This window comes from Streptomyces antimicrobicus, assembly GCF_020532625.1.
In the GTDB taxonomy this organism is placed as follows: domain Bacteria; phylum Actinomycetota; class Actinomycetes; order Streptomycetales; family Streptomycetaceae; genus Streptomyces; species Streptomyces antimicrobicus.
Window position 1 is genome coordinate 1 of the sequence record NZ_JAJAUY010000157.1, and the last position, 13,691, is coordinate 13,691.

12 protein-coding genes are annotated in these 13,691 nt (G+C 72.4%); 5 read left to right on the plus strand and 7 right to left on the minus strand.

Going from position 1 to position 13,691, the window contains the following annotated elements:
- From sepX to galU, 6 genes are all read right to left on the minus strand, one after another.
- Nucleotides 1–899: divisome protein SepX/GlpR (sepX, locus tag LG632_RS26455; RefSeq protein WP_226730064.1), on the minus strand; the 899-nt coding region annotated here is incomplete at its 3' end.
- Between the two features lie 174 nt (nucleotides 900–1,073).
- On the minus strand, nucleotides 1,074–1,694 hold the full coding sequence (locus LG632_RS26460) for a GNAT family N-acetyltransferase (RefSeq protein WP_226730073.1): 621 nt from the start codon (nucleotides 1,692–1,694) through the stop codon (nucleotides 1,074–1,076).
- Nucleotides 1,691–2,179, minus strand: coding sequence for a MogA/MoaB family molybdenum cofactor biosynthesis protein (locus LG632_RS26465; RefSeq protein ID WP_226730074.1), 489 nt, complete (start codon nucleotides 2,177–2,179; stop codon nucleotides 1,691–1,693). Before LG632_RS26465 ends, LG632_RS26460 begins: the two co-directional genes overlap by 4 nt.
- Nucleotides 2,180–2,304: 125 nt before the next feature.
- Nucleotides 2,305–2,784: a cyclic pyranopterin monophosphate synthase MoaC gene (gene moaC, locus LG632_RS26470; RefSeq protein ID WP_226730065.1), complete on the minus strand. Its 480-nt coding sequence runs from the start codon at nucleotides 2,782–2,784 to the stop codon at nucleotides 2,305–2,307.
- Nucleotides 2,785–2,856: 72 nt separating this feature from the next.
- Nucleotides 2,857–4,185: a molybdotransferase-like divisome protein Glp gene (gene glp / locus LG632_RS26475; protein ID WP_226730066.1), complete on the minus strand. Its 1,329-nt coding sequence runs from the start codon at nucleotides 4,183–4,185 to the stop codon at nucleotides 2,857–2,859.
- A gap of 4 nt (nucleotides 4,186–4,189) precedes the next feature.
- Complete coding sequence (gene galU / locus LG632_RS26480) at nucleotides 4,190–5,092, minus strand: UTP--glucose-1-phosphate uridylyltransferase GalU (RefSeq protein WP_226730067.1); 903 nt, start codon at nucleotides 5,090–5,092, stop codon at nucleotides 4,190–4,192.
- Nucleotides 5,093–5,192: 100 nt separating this feature from the next.
- Between galU and LG632_RS26485 the strand changes: the two genes are divergently transcribed.
- Complete coding sequence (locus tag LG632_RS26485) at nucleotides 5,193–5,789, plus strand: 5-formyltetrahydrofolate cyclo-ligase (RefSeq protein ID WP_374203590.1); 597 nt, start codon at nucleotides 5,193–5,195, stop codon at nucleotides 5,787–5,789.
- Here LG632_RS26485 and LG632_RS26490 read toward each other — a convergent pair.
- A complete protein-coding gene (locus LG632_RS26490) occupies nucleotides 5,786–8,614 on the minus strand; it encodes a penicillin acylase family protein (protein WP_226730069.1) in 2,829 nt (942 codons plus the stop codon). The two genes, LG632_RS26485 and LG632_RS26490, sit on opposite strands and share 4 nt — an antisense overlap.
- Before the next feature lie 249 nt (nucleotides 8,615–8,863).
- Between LG632_RS26490 and LG632_RS26495 the strand changes: the two genes are divergently transcribed.
- The 4 genes from LG632_RS26495 (at nucleotide 8,864) to LG632_RS26510 (ending at nucleotide 13,344) form a co-directional block, all read left to right on the plus strand.
- Nucleotides 8,864–10,330 carry a potassium/proton antiporter gene (locus LG632_RS26495; protein ID WP_264202289.1) on the plus strand — a complete coding sequence of 489 codons (1,467 nt, stop codon included), beginning with the start codon at nucleotides 8,864–8,866 and terminating at the stop codon, nucleotides 10,328–10,330.
- A 365-nt stretch (nucleotides 10,331–10,695) separates the two neighbouring features.
- Complete coding sequence (locus LG632_RS26500) at nucleotides 10,696–12,021, plus strand: MFS transporter (protein WP_226730070.1); 1,326 nt, start codon at nucleotides 10,696–10,698, stop codon at nucleotides 12,019–12,021.
- A 67-nt stretch (nucleotides 12,022–12,088) separates the two neighbouring features.
- Nucleotides 12,089–12,418: an FmdB family zinc ribbon protein gene (locus LG632_RS26505; RefSeq protein WP_226730071.1), complete on the plus strand. Its 330-nt coding sequence runs from the start codon at nucleotides 12,089–12,091 to the stop codon at nucleotides 12,416–12,418.
- Nucleotides 12,419–12,510: 92 nt separating this feature from the next.
- Nucleotides 12,511–13,344: an S-methyl-5'-thioadenosine phosphorylase gene (locus LG632_RS26510; protein ID WP_226730072.1), complete on the plus strand. Its 834-nt coding sequence runs from the start codon at nucleotides 12,511–12,513 to the stop codon at nucleotides 13,342–13,344.
- Nucleotides 13,345–13,691 lie beyond the last annotated feature (347 nt).

Sequence of the window (13,691 nt, forward strand, 5' to 3'; positions counted from 1 at the left end):
CGGGGCTCGGTCGGTTCGGCCGTGCTGGAGCGGGACGGGCTCCAGCCGTCGGGGTTGACCGGGCCGGTGGCGCGCGGGGCGACCGGGGCCGTCACGTACGTCGGCAGGGGCACCGGGACCGGCTCCCAGCTGTCACCGCGGGCCGGGCCGCGCTCGCGCTCGCGCTGCTGGTCCACCCACTCGGCGTGGTCGGTCTGCTCGACCAGCGCGCGCCGTCCGGCCTCCTGCGGGGAGACCGGTGGGGCGGGGTCCGGGTCGGGGCCGCCGGTGGCGGCCTCCGGCTCGCGGCGGCGCGGCCGGCCGCCGTCGTGGTTCTCGCGCAGCCGGCGCGCCGCGGCCTCGGCCCGCCGGCGGTCCATGGTGACGGCGAACCGCCGCCGCTCCTGCACCCGCAGGTGGACGATGTACGCGCTGAGGAGCACGGCCGGGATCGCGGGCGCCCACAGCAGCCGCAGGCCGCCGACGGCGGCGGCGATCGCGCCGAAGGTGAAGGCGAGGAAGAGGATCGCGGTGGTGCGCCGGCGGCGGGCGAGGACCTGCAGGCGCCGCTCGCGGCGGGCCCGCTCCTCGCGCTCCTCCCGCTCGGCGGCCACGGATCTCGGCTCCGCCCGGGTCGGGGACATGCCGATGGCCCGGGCGTCGGCGTCCACGGAATTCACCGTTTCCGTCGCGGCGTCCGGGTCCGCGTAGGGGGGCTCCTCCTGCTCGCCGCGCTCACGCAGGTCCTTGGCGTAACGGCGCTCCATTCCCGCCCGCCCGGAAAGCAACCGGATGGCGGTGGAGAAGCGTTCCGTCGGACGGGCTTCGTTCAGCTCGTCCTGCCTCCGGAGCCACATGGGCACCAAGTAGGCGGCCCAGGCCCCGACGATGACTGCGTAGATGAGGCCGCTGCTGCTCACATCTCACACCGTAGAGGGGTACGGGCGAGGGCATCGGCCAATTGGACCGGTGTGTCGCACGATCTGGCTGATATCACGGACTTTTTTTGTGATTCTTCGGATCAGGTTATGGATGAATGGGCGGCAAATTCGAACAGATTTGCGCTCACCGGGGGCCCGGTTCCCCCGAGGCCTTCATTTCTGCGCCTGCCGCGCCCGGTGCCAGCGGTTGAGCAGCCCTTCCGGGACCTCCTCGACCGTGAGCGCGTAGACCAGGTGGTCGCGCCAGGCGCCGTCGATGTGCAGGTAGCGCGGGCGCAGGCCCTCCTCGCGGAAGCCCAGCTTCTCCACCACCCGGCGGCTCGGGCCGTTCTCCGGGCGGATGCAGACCTCGATCCGGTGCAGGCCCACCTTCCCGAAGCAGTGGTCCACCACGAGCGCCACCGCCGTCGGCATGACGCCGCGGCCGGCGACCTCCCGGTCGACCCAGTACCCGACGTGGCCCGCGCACATCGAGCCCCAGGTGATCCCCGCGACCGTCAGCTGGCCGACGAGCCGGCCCTGGTACTCGATCACGAACGGCAGCATCCGGCCCGCGTTCGCCTCGGCCCGCAGGTGGCGCACCATCTGACGGTACGTCGGCCGCTGCACCACCGGCCCCCAGGGCGCCGGGGGCGGAACGGTCGCCTCCCAGGGCCTGAGCCACTCCCGGTTGCGCCGGTTCACCTCGCGCCAGGCGCGCTGGTCGCGCAGCTTTATCGGCCGGAGCGTGACGTCGCCGTCCACCAGCACCGCCGGCCAGGTGGGTCCGTTCAGCTCGCGCTCCCGGCCGTGTCCGCCGGTCGCGGGTGGTCGCCGCCGCGCAGCTGGTCCACCGCGTGCGGCAGGATCCGCTCCAGCACCGCCAGCCCGTCCCGGACGCCGCCGGTCGAGCCGGGCAGGTTCACGATCAGGGTCCGGCCGGCCACGCCCGCCAGGCCCCGCGAGAGGGCCGCGGTGGGCACCTTCGCGAGGTTCTCGGCGCGGATGGCCTGCGGGATGCCCGGGATCTCGTAGTCGAGCACCCGCGCGGTGGCGTCCGGGGTCCGGTCCGTGGGCGAGATCCCGGTGCCGCCGGTGGTCAGGATGACGTCGTACCCGGCGGCCACGCCCTCGCGCAGCGCCTGCTCCACGGGGTCGCCGTCGGGGACCACCCGCGGCCCGTCGACGGTGAAGCCCATCCGGGCCAGCCCCTCGGCCAGCAGCGGGCCGCCCCGGTCGGCGTAGACGCCCTGCGAGGCCCGGTTGGAGGCGGTGACCACGAGCCCGCGCCCCGCCGGCCGCTCCCCGTCCCTCGCCCCGGCCCCGCCCGCCGGCTCCGCCGCCGGCCCGTGGCCGTGGCTGTGGCCGTGGCTGTGGCTGTGCACCTCGCCCCCGCGCGGCGCGTTCACGCGCGGGTCCAGTCGCCGGACTTGCCGCCGGTCTTCTCCTCGACCCGGACGTCGGTGATGACCGCGCCCTTGTCCACGGCCTTGACCATGTCGACCACGGTCAGCCCGGCCACCGCGACCGCCGTCAGGGCCTCCATCTCCACGCCCGTGCGGTCGGCCGTCTTCACGGTGGCGAGGATCTCCACGGCGTCGTCCGCGACCGTCAGGTCGACCTTGACCCCGGAGACCGACAGCGGGTGGCACAGCGGGATCAGGTCGGGGGTCTTCTTCGCCCCCATGATCCCCGCGATCCGCGCGGTGGCGAGGGCGTCGCCCTTGGGCACGCCCTCGCCCCGCAGCAGTTCGACCACCCGGGGCGAGACCAGGACGCGGCCGCTGGCGCGGGCCGTCCGGGTGGTGACGTCCTTCTCCGACACGTCGACCATCCGCGCCGCGCCGGCCTCGTCGATGTGGGTCAGCCTGCTCTGGGTACTCATTGCTGCGCCGCTCCCGCTCTGGGCCCCGCAAGGGCCTGTGTGGTGCAACACGCTACCCGTAGTGGGCCGTGGTCAGCCGAGCAGGACCACGTCCAGTTCGGTGCCCGGCTCCACCGAGGTGACGTCCTCCGGGACCACCATCAGCGAGTCGGCGTGCGCCAGCGCGGCGATCAGGTGGGAGCCCGATCCGCCGACCGGGCTGACCGTGCCGCTCGCGGCGTCGTGGGCCCCGCGCAGGAACTGCCGGCGCCCGGCCGGCGAGCGCAGCGGCCGGTCCGCCTTGAGGGTGGCCCGTACCACCGGCCGCGACACGTCGGGCAGGCCCATCAGGGCCCGGATCGCGGGCCGGACGAACAGCTCGAAGGAGACGTAGGAGGACACCGGGTTGCCGGGCAGCGCCAGCAGCGGGGTGTGGTCGGGGCCGATGGAGCCGAAGCCCTGGGGCTTGCCCGGCTGCATCGCGAGCTTGCGGAACTCCATCCGGCTGCCGTCGACGTCGCCCTCGCCGACGGCGGTGAGGGCCTCCTTGACCACGTCGTAGGCGCCGACGCTGACCCCGCCGGTGGTGACCAGCAGGTCGGCCCGGATCAGCTGGTCCTCGATGGTGGCGCGCAGGGTGTCCGCGTCGTCGGCGACCGCGCCGACCCGGTAGGCGATGGCGCCCGCGTCGCGGGCGGCGGCGGCCAGCGCGAAGCTGTTGGAGTCGTAGATGGTGCCGGAGGTGAGCGCCTCGCCCGGCTGGACCAGCTCGCTGCCGGTGGACAGCACGACCACCCGCGGGCGCGGGCGGACCCGTACGGTGCCCCGCCCGACGGCGGCCAGCAGGGCGATCTGCGGCGGCCCGAGGACCGTCCCGGCGGCCAGCGCCAGATCGCCCGCCTGCACGTCGCTGCCCCGGTCCCGGACGTGGGCCCGCGCCTCGGCCGGCCGGTGGACGCGCACCTCGCCGGCCGCGCCCGCGGGCGCGGCGCGGGCCGGGCTCATGCCGGCGGCCGCGCCGCCGCCGGTGCCGCCGTCGGTCCACTCGACCGGTACGACGGCCTCCGCGCCTGGCGGCAGCGGGGCGCCGGTCATGATCCGGGCGGCCTGGCCGGGACCGACGGTGGGCAGCTCACCGCTGCCCGCCGCGACGTCCCCGACGACCGTGAGCACCGCGGGAAACTCCTCGCTCGCACCCTGGACATCGGCCGTGCGGACGGCGTAGCCGTCCATGGAGCTGTTGTCGAAGGGCGGCAGGGCGACGGGCACGGTGACGTCCTCGACCAGGACGCAGCCCTGGGCGTCGAGCAGTTGCAGCTCGATCGGCTCCAGGGGCCGGACGGCGGCGAGGATGTCCGCGAGGTGCTCGTCCACCGACCACAGACGCTGCTGGGCGGTGTCCTGCGGTGCGGGGCTGCTCAAGGTCCTACATCTCCTCCGTGACGTAACGGTGAAGCCAGGTGCGGAACTCCGGGCCGAGGTCCTCCCGCTCGCAGGCGAGGCGGACGATGGCCCGCAGGTAGTCGGCGCGGTCCCCGGTGTCGTAGCGGCGGCCCCGGAAGACCACGCCGTGCACCGGACCGCCCACGCTCTCGTCGGCGGCCAGCTTCTGCAGGGCGTCGGTGAGCTGGATCTCCCCACCGCGGCCCGGCTCGGTCTCCCGCAGTATGTCGAAGATCGCGGGGTTGAGGACATAGCGGCCGATGACGGCGTAGTTGCTCGGCGCGTCGGCCGGGTCCGGCTTCTCGACGAGGCCGGTGATCTTGACGACGCCGTCCTCGTCGGCGGCCTCGACGGCGGCGCAGCCGTAGAGGTGGATGCTCTCCTGCGGGACCTCCATCAGGGCGATGACGGTGCCGCCGGTGCGCTGCTGGACCTCGACCATCTGCCGCAGCAGCGGGTCGCGCGGGTCGATCAGGTCGTCGCCGAGCAGGACCGCGAACGGCTCGTTGCCGACGTGCGGGGCGGCGCACAGCACGGCGTGGCCCAGGCCCCGGGGGTCGCCCTGGCGGACGTAGTGCATGGTGGCCAGGTCGCTGGACTCCTGGACCTTCTTCAGGCGGTCGTCGTCCCCCTTGGCGACGAGGGCCGACTCGAGCTCGTAGTTGCGGTCGAAGTGGTCCTCCAGGGGCCGCTTGTTACGTCCTGTGATCATGAGGACGTCGTCGAGACCGGCCGCGACCGCCTCTTCGACCACGTACTGGATCGCCGGCTTGTCCACGACCGGGAGCATTTCCTTCGGTGTGGCCTTCGTCGCAGGGAGGAAGCGAGTGCCGAGGCCCGCGGCCGGGATGACGGCCTTTTTGATCACGGGGTGCAACTGAGTCATGGGCAGAACCATAGTCGGTCACCGAAGATGAACGTTTAATTCCGGTAAATTCGTCCGTTTTTGAACTGATAGCTAGCGGTTTTTGGAGTCGGATGTGGTAGTGGAACCCTCCCCCAAGGCGGAACTGCGCCGCCAACTGCTCGCCGCCCGGCGCGCGCTGTCCCCCGCCGCCGTCGAGGCCGCGGCCCAGGCGCTGGCCCGGCAGGCGCTGGCCCTGCCGGAGCTGGCCGGCGCCGGGACCGTGGCCGCGTACGTCTCCGTCGGCACCGAGCCCGGCACCCGGGCCCTGCTCGACGCGCTGCGCCGGCACGGCGCCCGGGTGCTGCTGCCGGTGCTGCTGCCCGACAACGACCTCGACTGGGCCGCCTACGAGGGCCCGGCCGGCCTCGCCGAGACCGCCCACCCGGGCCGGATGCGGCTGCTGGAGCCCACCGGGCCGCGGCTCGGCCCCGACGCGGTGACCGAGGCCGACACCGTCCTGCTGCCCGGGCTCGCCGTGGACGGGCGCGGGATGCGGCTGGGGCGCGGCGGGGGCTCGTACGACCGGGTGCTGGCGCGCCTGGAGCGGGCCGGGGCCCGGCCCTCGCTGGTGGTGCTCCTCTACGACGACGAGGTGGTCGCGCGGGTCCCGGAGGAACCGCACGACCACCCCGTGCAGGCGGTGGCGACCCCGTCCGGGGTACGCCGTTTCGGCTAGGGCTTCAGCGTGAGCGTGTCCACCGTCGCCTTGTCCACGGCCTCCTTGCCGAAGGGCCAGTCCAGCAGCTCGCCCTTGGCCCACAGGTCCGTCTGGTCGGTGTAGTGCGAGTGGTACGCGTGGCCGCTCGCGCCGGTCAGGTTGATCCAGCGGGACTTGTCCGGGTCGCTGAGGTTGACCACCATCCGCATCGACGGGACCCAGGTGACGGAGTAGCCGCTGGCCGCGTTCCAGCCGGTGGCGTTGACCGTGGCCTCACCGCCGCCGAGGTTCCACGGGCCGCGGTTGAGCACCCACTTGAGGAAGCCGGGTCCGCCGGTGCCGAGGGTCTGGTTCTTCAGCTGGAGCTGGTGCAGGCGGCCCCAGCTCCAGGACTCCGGGTCCTTGCCGAGCTTGGCGGTCAGCTCCCAGCGGGCGTCCTTCATGGCCCGGGCGAAGAGCTCGTCGCGGCTGGTGGTCGCCGGCTGGTTGCGCAGGGCCGGCGACTGCCACCAGGCGGACTTCTCGTCCTTGACCAGGCGGCGGACCACCTCGAACCAGCGGTCGCCGCCGTCGGGCTGGGCCGAGTCCGCGTCGCGCTGGCCGCACTCGCGGACCACGTCGCTCAGGTCGTCGGCCAGGCCCAGGGTGTCCGCCTTCACGTTGCGGCAGTCGCCCTCGACGCGCAGCTCCTTGGGCATCTTGTCGCCGAACGCCAGCTTCAGGATGTTGCGCCAGACCGCGTTGAAGTACGCGGCCGCCGCCGAGTCCGGCTCCTGGGTGTAGTTCCAGCCGTCCAGCAGCTTCTGCGCGGCGCGCACGTCCGGGTCGGCGATCGGGATCTTGGAGAGCATCGGGGTCAGCAGCGCGGCGATCTCGCTGCTGTTGTCCGTCTGCATCTTCTGCATGTCGTCGGTCGAGATCCTGCCGCTGTCCTTGATCTTCGCCTCGATGAGGTCGTTGATCCGCTGGCTGCGGGCGCCGTAGCCCCAGTCGGTGGTCAGCGTGTACGGGTACTTGCCGGTGCCGGACTCCACGACCGCCTGGTTGGCGGTGACGATGTAGCCGCGGGCCGGGTTGAGCTCCCAGGGCAGCTCGTTCTGCGGGATCCAGCCGGTGGCGCCGTCCTTGCCGCCCTTCCAGGCGTACTTGGAGTCCCAGCCCGGGGCCGGCATCCGGCCGTCGCCCTGGCCGCGCAGCGGGATCCGGCCGGGGGCCTGGTAGCCGATGTTGCCGCTGGGGCCCTTGTTGTCGGCGTAGATCAGGTTCTGCGAGGGCACCTCGAAGTCGGCGGCCGCGGCCCGGAAGGAGGCGAAGTCCTTGGCGCGGTCGAGCTTGAAGATCGCGTCCATCGACCTGCCCGGGTCCAGGGCCGTCCAGCGCAGCGCGACGCCGTAGCCGTTGCCGCGGTCCGGGGCGGCGCCGGTGACCGGGGCGCGGGTGCCGACGGTACCGAGCTCGTCGCTGCGGTCGGAGATCAGCGGACCGTTGTTGGTGGTCCGCACGGTGATCTTCTTGCTCGCGCCGCCGGCGACCTTGATGGTCTCCTCACGCGTCGTGAAGGGCACCACCTTGTTGTCGTAGACGTAGCCCTCGGGCCGGACCTGCTCCAGGTAGAGGTCGGTGACGTCGGCGCCCAGGTTGGTCAGGCCCCAGGCGATGTCGGCGTTGTGGCCGATGATCACGCCCGGCAGGCCGGAGAAGGTGAAGCCGGCGACGTCGAAGGTGCAGCCGTTGCCGGCGGTCCGGCAGTGCAGGCCCATCTGGTACCAGAGCGAGGGCAGCTGCGGGGCCAGGTGCGGGTCGTTGGCCAGCAGCGGCTTGCCGGTGGTGGTGTAGCGGCCGGAGACGACCCAGGAGTTGGAGCCGATGCCGCTGCCGTTCGGGCCGAGCAGCGCCGGGATCTTGTCCAGGGTGTCGGACAGGGCGCCCAGCTGGCTGCGCACGCCCTGGAGCGCGCCGGAGGCGGTGCCCGCGTCGGCGCCGCCGCCCGCGGAGGCGCCGGAGGCGGTGCCCGTGCCGGTGCCCGTGCCCGTGCCCGTTCCGCCGGTCGAGCCGGTGCCCGTGCCGGTGCCCGTGCCGCTCTGGGGGACGTACGCCCCGCCCTGGATCTTGCCGCCCTCGGTGATCGGCTTGTTCCGGTCGAACGGGTACGGCGGGTAGAGCTCGTCGATCTGCTGCTGGCTGAGCTTGCCGGACATCAGGGCCCGGTCGATCTCGTCCTGCATGTTGCCGCGCAGGTCCCAGGCCATCGCCTTGAGCCACGCCACGGAGTCCACCGGCGTCCAGGGCTCGGGCCGGTAGCCGTCGGTGAGGTCGAGGGCCGCGTGCTCGACGGAGAGGTCCTTGCCGGACCGGTCCTTGAGGTAGGCGTTGACCCCGTCGGCGTAGGCCTGGAGGTACTTCTTCGTCTCCGGTGAGAGCTTGGTGTCGTACTCGGCCTGCGCGACCTGGCGCCAGCCGAGCGTGCGCAGGAACGCGTCCGTCTCGACCTGGCCGGCGCCGAACATCTCCGAGAGCCGGCCGGACGTCATGTGACGCCGTACGTCCATCTCCCAGAAGCGGTCCTGTGCGTGCACGAAGCCTTGCGCGCGCATCAGGTCCTCGTCGGAGTCACCGTAGAGCTGGGGGATGCCGTTGGCGTCGCGTTTGACGTCCACGGGCGCGGCCAGTCCGGGGAGCTTGAGGCTGCCGGTCGTCTGCGGGAAGGAGGAACGGATGGTGTCCGCGCTCCAGTAAGCCCCGTAACCGAGGCCCGCGACGAGCGCCAGCACCAGGGTGAGCACGATCAGACGGGCGCGTCGTCCCTTCTTCTTGGCGGAAGGGGCGGATTCGTTGGCGGGCATCGCTGTCCTTAGAGGGGCAGGGTGGTCCTGATGGTCCTGAGTGCTTGGGAGCAACCATAGGCGCAGCGCCCTACCTGTTCGGACGCGGTGTCAGGGACGAGGGCGAACAGACGTTTCACAATGTGGCTAGCGCGTCAAGAAAGCGTCAAAGATTAGGTAAGGTAACGAAGTACTTGCCACCGGAGGAACGATCCGGCGGCGCTCCGAGGAAAGGACCGCCCGCTGACTGTCCACCAGCTCAATGAGCTCATGCTGGTCTGCTCGCTCGTGCTGCTCGTCGCGGTCGCGGCGGTGCGCGTCTCCTCGCGCAGCGGACTTCCCAGCCTGCTCATCTACCTCGGCATAGGCGTAGCGATAGGCCAGGACGGCATCGGCAACGTCGTCTTCGACAACGCGGAACTCACCCAGGTCATCGGCTACGCCGCCCTGGTCGTGATCCTCGCCGAGGGTGGTCTGGGGACGAAGTGGAAGCAGATCAGACCGGCGTTGCCGGCCGCGATCGTGCTCTCGCTGGTGGGCGTCGCCATCAGCGTGGGCGTGACCGCGGCCGGGGCGCACTACCTGGTCGGGCTGGACTGGCGGCAGTCGCTGCTGATCGGCGCGGTCGTCTCCTCCACGGACGCGGCGGCGGTCTTCTCGGTGCTGCGCAAGGTGCCGCTGCCGGCGCGGGTGACCGGCGTGCTGGAGGCCGAGTCCGGCTTCAACGACGCCCCCGTGGTGATCCTCGTCGTGGCGTTCGCCACGCTCGGCCCGGTCGACCCCTGGTACATGCTGATCGGGAAGATAGCCCTGGAGCTGGCCATCGGCGCCGCCATAGGCCTGGCGGTCGGGTTCCTGGGCGCCTACGGGCTGCGGCACGTCGCCCTGCCCGCCTCGGGCCTCTACCCGATCGCCGTCATGGCCATCGCCGTGAGCGCGTACGCGGCGGGTGCGCTGGCGCACGGCTCCGGCTTCCTCGCCGTGTACCTGGCGGCGATGGTGCTGGGCAACGCCAAGCTGCCGCACTGGCCCGCGACCCGGGGGTTCGCCGACGGACTGGGCTGGATCGCCCAGATCGGCATGTTCGTCCTGCTCGGTCTGCTGGTCACGCCCCACGAGCTGGTCCACGACTTCTGGCCGGCCGTGGTCATCGGCCTGGTGCTGACCACCGTCGCGCGCCCGCTGGAGGTCTTCGTCAGCCTGCTGCCCTTCCGGCTGCCCTGGCAGGAGCAGGCGCTGATGTCGTGGGCCGGGCTGCGCGGCGCCGTGCCCATCATCCTGGCGACCATCCCGATGGTCTCGGGGATCGAGGGCAGCGACCGGGTCTTCAACATCGTCTTCGTGCTGGTCGTCGTCTACACCCTGGTGCAGGGGCCGACGCTGCCGTGGCTGGCGCGCAAGCTCGAACTGGGCGGCCCGGCGGACACCGCCGCCGACCTCGGGATCGAGTCCGCCCCGCTGGAGAAGCTGCGCGGGCACCTGCTGTCGTTCGCGATCCCCGCGGGCTCGCGGATGCACGGCGTGGAGGTCAGCGAGCTGCGGCTGCCCGCGGGCGCCTCGGTCACCCTCGTGGTCCGCGACGGCAAGAGCTTCGTGCCGCTGCCGTCGACCGTGCTGCGGCGCGGGGACGAGCTGCTGGTGGTGGCGACCGATCCGGTGCGGGACGCCGCCGAGGCGCGGCTGCGGGCGGTCGCGCGGGGCGGAAAGCTGGCGGGTTGGCTGGGGACCGGCAGTTAGAGCGGCGTTCTAATTCGCGCGTTTTCGGTGGTGTGCGGGGCGGTTCGGTGCGGTTTGCCACGGAATCTGCCGGCGAAGTTCTTGCTAATCGCAGGTGAAGACACATCTTGTCGCCGTAATCACAGGGCGTAGCGGCCACCTCCCCTGTACCATGAAGGCACACCACAAAGAAACCAACTCTGCCTGACGCAGAGCTGGCGCGACCGCTCGGCGGCCGTGGCTCCCTCCGCAGGGGCGCCCCTGGTATCACTCGGTTCTGCGCAAGAGGACAGCTCTCGGAGCTCCCACACCGTACGGGTGCGACCCACAAGGTCCGCACCGCCCGCAGACGGGGACGCTCTACCAGGCAGCGGAAAGGCAAGGCCGTGACATCCGCGGTCACGACCGACAAGGACAAGTCCGAGAAGTCCTCCCGCGCCGGTTACGGGCAGCTCCTGCGCACGCCCGGTGCCCTCAGCTTCGTACTCCCCGGCTTCGCCGCCCGGCTCCCGTTCGGCATGCTGACCATCAGCATCCTGCTGCTCGTCCAGCACACCACGGGCTCCTACGCCCGGGCCGGCGTCGTCGCCGCCGTCACCGGCATCTCCATGGCCCTCTCCGCCCCGGTCATGGGCATGCTGACCGACCGCTACGGCCAGAGCGCCGTGCTCTTCCCCGTCGTCCTGCTGCACGGCGCCGCCGTGGGCACCCTGACCGCGCTCGCCCTGCTGGGCGCCCCGGTGTGGGCGCTCGCGCTGGCCGCCGTACCCGCCGGCGCGTCCGTTCCGCAGGTCGGGCCGATGGTCCGGGCGCGGTGGGCCGCCAAGCTCGAAGGCTCGCCGCTGCTGCCGACGGCCGCCGCGTTCGAGTCCGTCACCGACGAGTTCACCTTCGTGGTCGGCCCGGTCCTGGCGACCGCGCTGTGCACCGGCGTCCACCCGGCCGCCGGTCTGACCACCGAGGCCGCGCTGACCGTCCTCGGCGGCCTGGTCTTCGCCACCCGGCGGGCCACCCAGCCGCGGCCGGCCGGGCGCGGCGCGGGCGGCGAGAAGCACGGCTCGGCGCTGTCCTTCGCCGGTCTGCGCGTGCTGATCGCGGCCTTCCTGGGCATCGGCGCCGTCTTCGGCGGCATGCAGGTCTCGCTGGCCGCCTTCTCGAACGAGATCGGCAACCCGGGTGCCAACGGCCTGCTCTACGGCGTCTTCGCCGGCGGCAACATGATCGCGGGCATCGCCTGCGGCGCCATCGCCTGGAAGATCGGCCCGCGCCGCCGGCTGCTGCTCGGCTACGCCGGCCTGACCGTCGCCGCGTCCCTGCTGTGGACCGTCGACTCGATGGCCCTGCTCGCCGTGCTCGGCCTGCTGGTCGGCCTGTGCATCGCCCCGGCCCTGATCACCGGCTACACGATGATCGAGTCGCTGGTCCCGGCCGCCTCCCGGACCGAGGCCTTCACCTGGCTCACCGGCGCGGTCGCCTTCGGCCAGGCCGCGGCCGTGGTCGTCGCCGGCCGGCTGACCGACGCCTACGGCTCCGGCGCGGGCTTCCTGGTCCCGCTGGCGGCCACCGCGCTGGCGCTGGTCACCCTGGTGGCGCTGCGCGCCAAGCTGGCGCCGAAGGCCCCGAGCCGGATCGTGAACGCCTCGACCGCGGCTCGCGAGGAGCAGGCGGACGGGCGTGGTCTGGGTCACCGCGTGCCCGTGGCGGTGGACTGAACCGTCGGAATACGTCACCATGGAGCGTCGTTAGCACTCAATGAGTGAGAGTGCCAGGAGGAAGATCGTGCCGACCTACCAGTACCAGTGCACCGAGTGCGGTGAGGGCCTCGAGGCCGTGCAGAAGTTCACGGATGACGCCCTGACCGAATGCCCGAGCTGCAAGGGACGCCTGAAGAAGGTGTTCTCCGCGGTCGGCATCGTCTTCAAGGGCTCGGGCTTCTACCGCAACGACAGCCGTGGCGCGTCGTCCAGCAGCACGCCCGCCTCCTCTTCCTCGGCCTCGTCGTCGTCCTCGTCCTCCGCTTCGGCGTCCTCGACGTCCTCGTCGTCCTCGACGGCGAGCTCCTCGAAGCCGGCCGCGGCGGCGTCGAGCAGCAGCACTCCGGCCGCCTGAGGCACCACCGGACCCTGGTGAAGGCCCCGTCCCCGTGTGGGGCGGGGCTTCCGCTTTTCCCGGGGCGGGAGGCGCTGGCTAGGGTGTGACGCATGGTGAACGCAGAGATCGGCGTAATCGGCGGTTCGGGCTTCTACTCCTTCCTCCAGGACGTCTCCGAGGTCCAGGTGGAGACCCCGTACGGACCCCCCAGCGACTCCCTGTACGTCGGTGAGCTGGCCGGGCGCCAGGTCGCCTTCCTGCCCCGCCACGGGCGCGGACACCACCTGCCGCCGCACCGGATCAACTACCGGGCCAACCTGTGGGCGCTGCGCTCGCTCGGCGTGCGCCAGGTGCTCGGGCCGTGCGCGGTCGGCGGCCTGCGCGCCGAGTACGGACCGGGCACCCTGCTGGTGCCGGACCAGCTCGTGGACCGGACGAAGTCCCGCACGCAGACCTTCTTCGACGGGCACCCGCTGCCGGACGGCAGCATTCCGAACGTCGTCCACACCACCTTCGCCGACCCGTACTGCCCGGTCGGGCGGACGGCCGCGCTGGCGGCCGCCCGCGGCCGGGACTGGGAGCCGGTCGACGGCGGCACCATGGTCGTCGTCGAGGGGCCCCGCTTCTCCACCCGAGCCGAGTCCCAGTGGCACGCGGCGATGGGCTGGTCGGTGGTCGGCATGACGGGCCACCCCGAGGCCGTCCTCGCCCGCGAGCTGGGCCTGTGCTACACGTCGATGGCCCTGGTCACCGACCTGGACGCGGGCGCCGAGACCGGTGAGGGCGTCTCCCACACCGAGGTCCTGAAGGTGTTCGGGGAGAACGTCGGGCGGCTGCGCGAGGTCCTCTTCGACGCGGTCGCGGCGCTGCCGCGGACCGAGGACCGCGACTGCCTGTGCACGCACGCCCACGACGGCTGGGACCTGGGCATCGAGCTGCCCTGACGGCGACGCCTCGCCGGTGCCTCGCCGGTGCCTCGTCGGGCGCGGGTCCCTCGTACGGGTGAGGGAGTTGTCCACAGACTGGGGATCGTCCACAGGGGCGGGCGGGGTGGCGGTGGGCGCGGGGATCGTGAGGGGTGTTCCCGAGGTGCGGGGGCTTCTCACGAGGGGTGGTGGGTGTCGTGTTCGACGCTTCTTCTCAGGCCGCGTCTGCCCGTGCGTCCGCGGGCGTGGACCCGGACGGGCACGTGGACATGGAAGCGGACATGGACGCGGACATGGACGTGGCCGTCGACGTGGCGGTGGATGTGGACGCGGACATGGCCGTGGAGGCGGTACGCCCCGGCCGC

Coding starts and splice junctions, on each gene's coding strand:
- LG632_RS26490 (WP_226730069.1), bottom strand. CDS start 8,614: ATGCCCGCCAACGAATCCGCCCCTTCCGCCAAGAAGAAGGGACGACGC.
- galU (WP_226730067.1), bottom strand. CDS start 5,092: ATGACTCAGTTGCACCCCGTGATCAAAAAGGCCGTCATCCCGGCCGCG.
- LG632_RS26495 (WP_264202289.1), top strand. CDS start 8,864: ATGCTGGTCTGCTCGCTCGTGCTGCTCGTCGCGGTCGCGGCGGTGCGC.
- LG632_RS26510 (WP_226730072.1), top strand. CDS start 12,511: ATGGTGAACGCAGAGATCGGCGTAATCGGCGGTTCGGGCTTCTACTCC.
- moaC (WP_226730065.1), bottom strand. CDS start 2,784: ATGAGTACCCAGAGCAGGCTGACCCACATCGACGAGGCCGGCGCGGCG.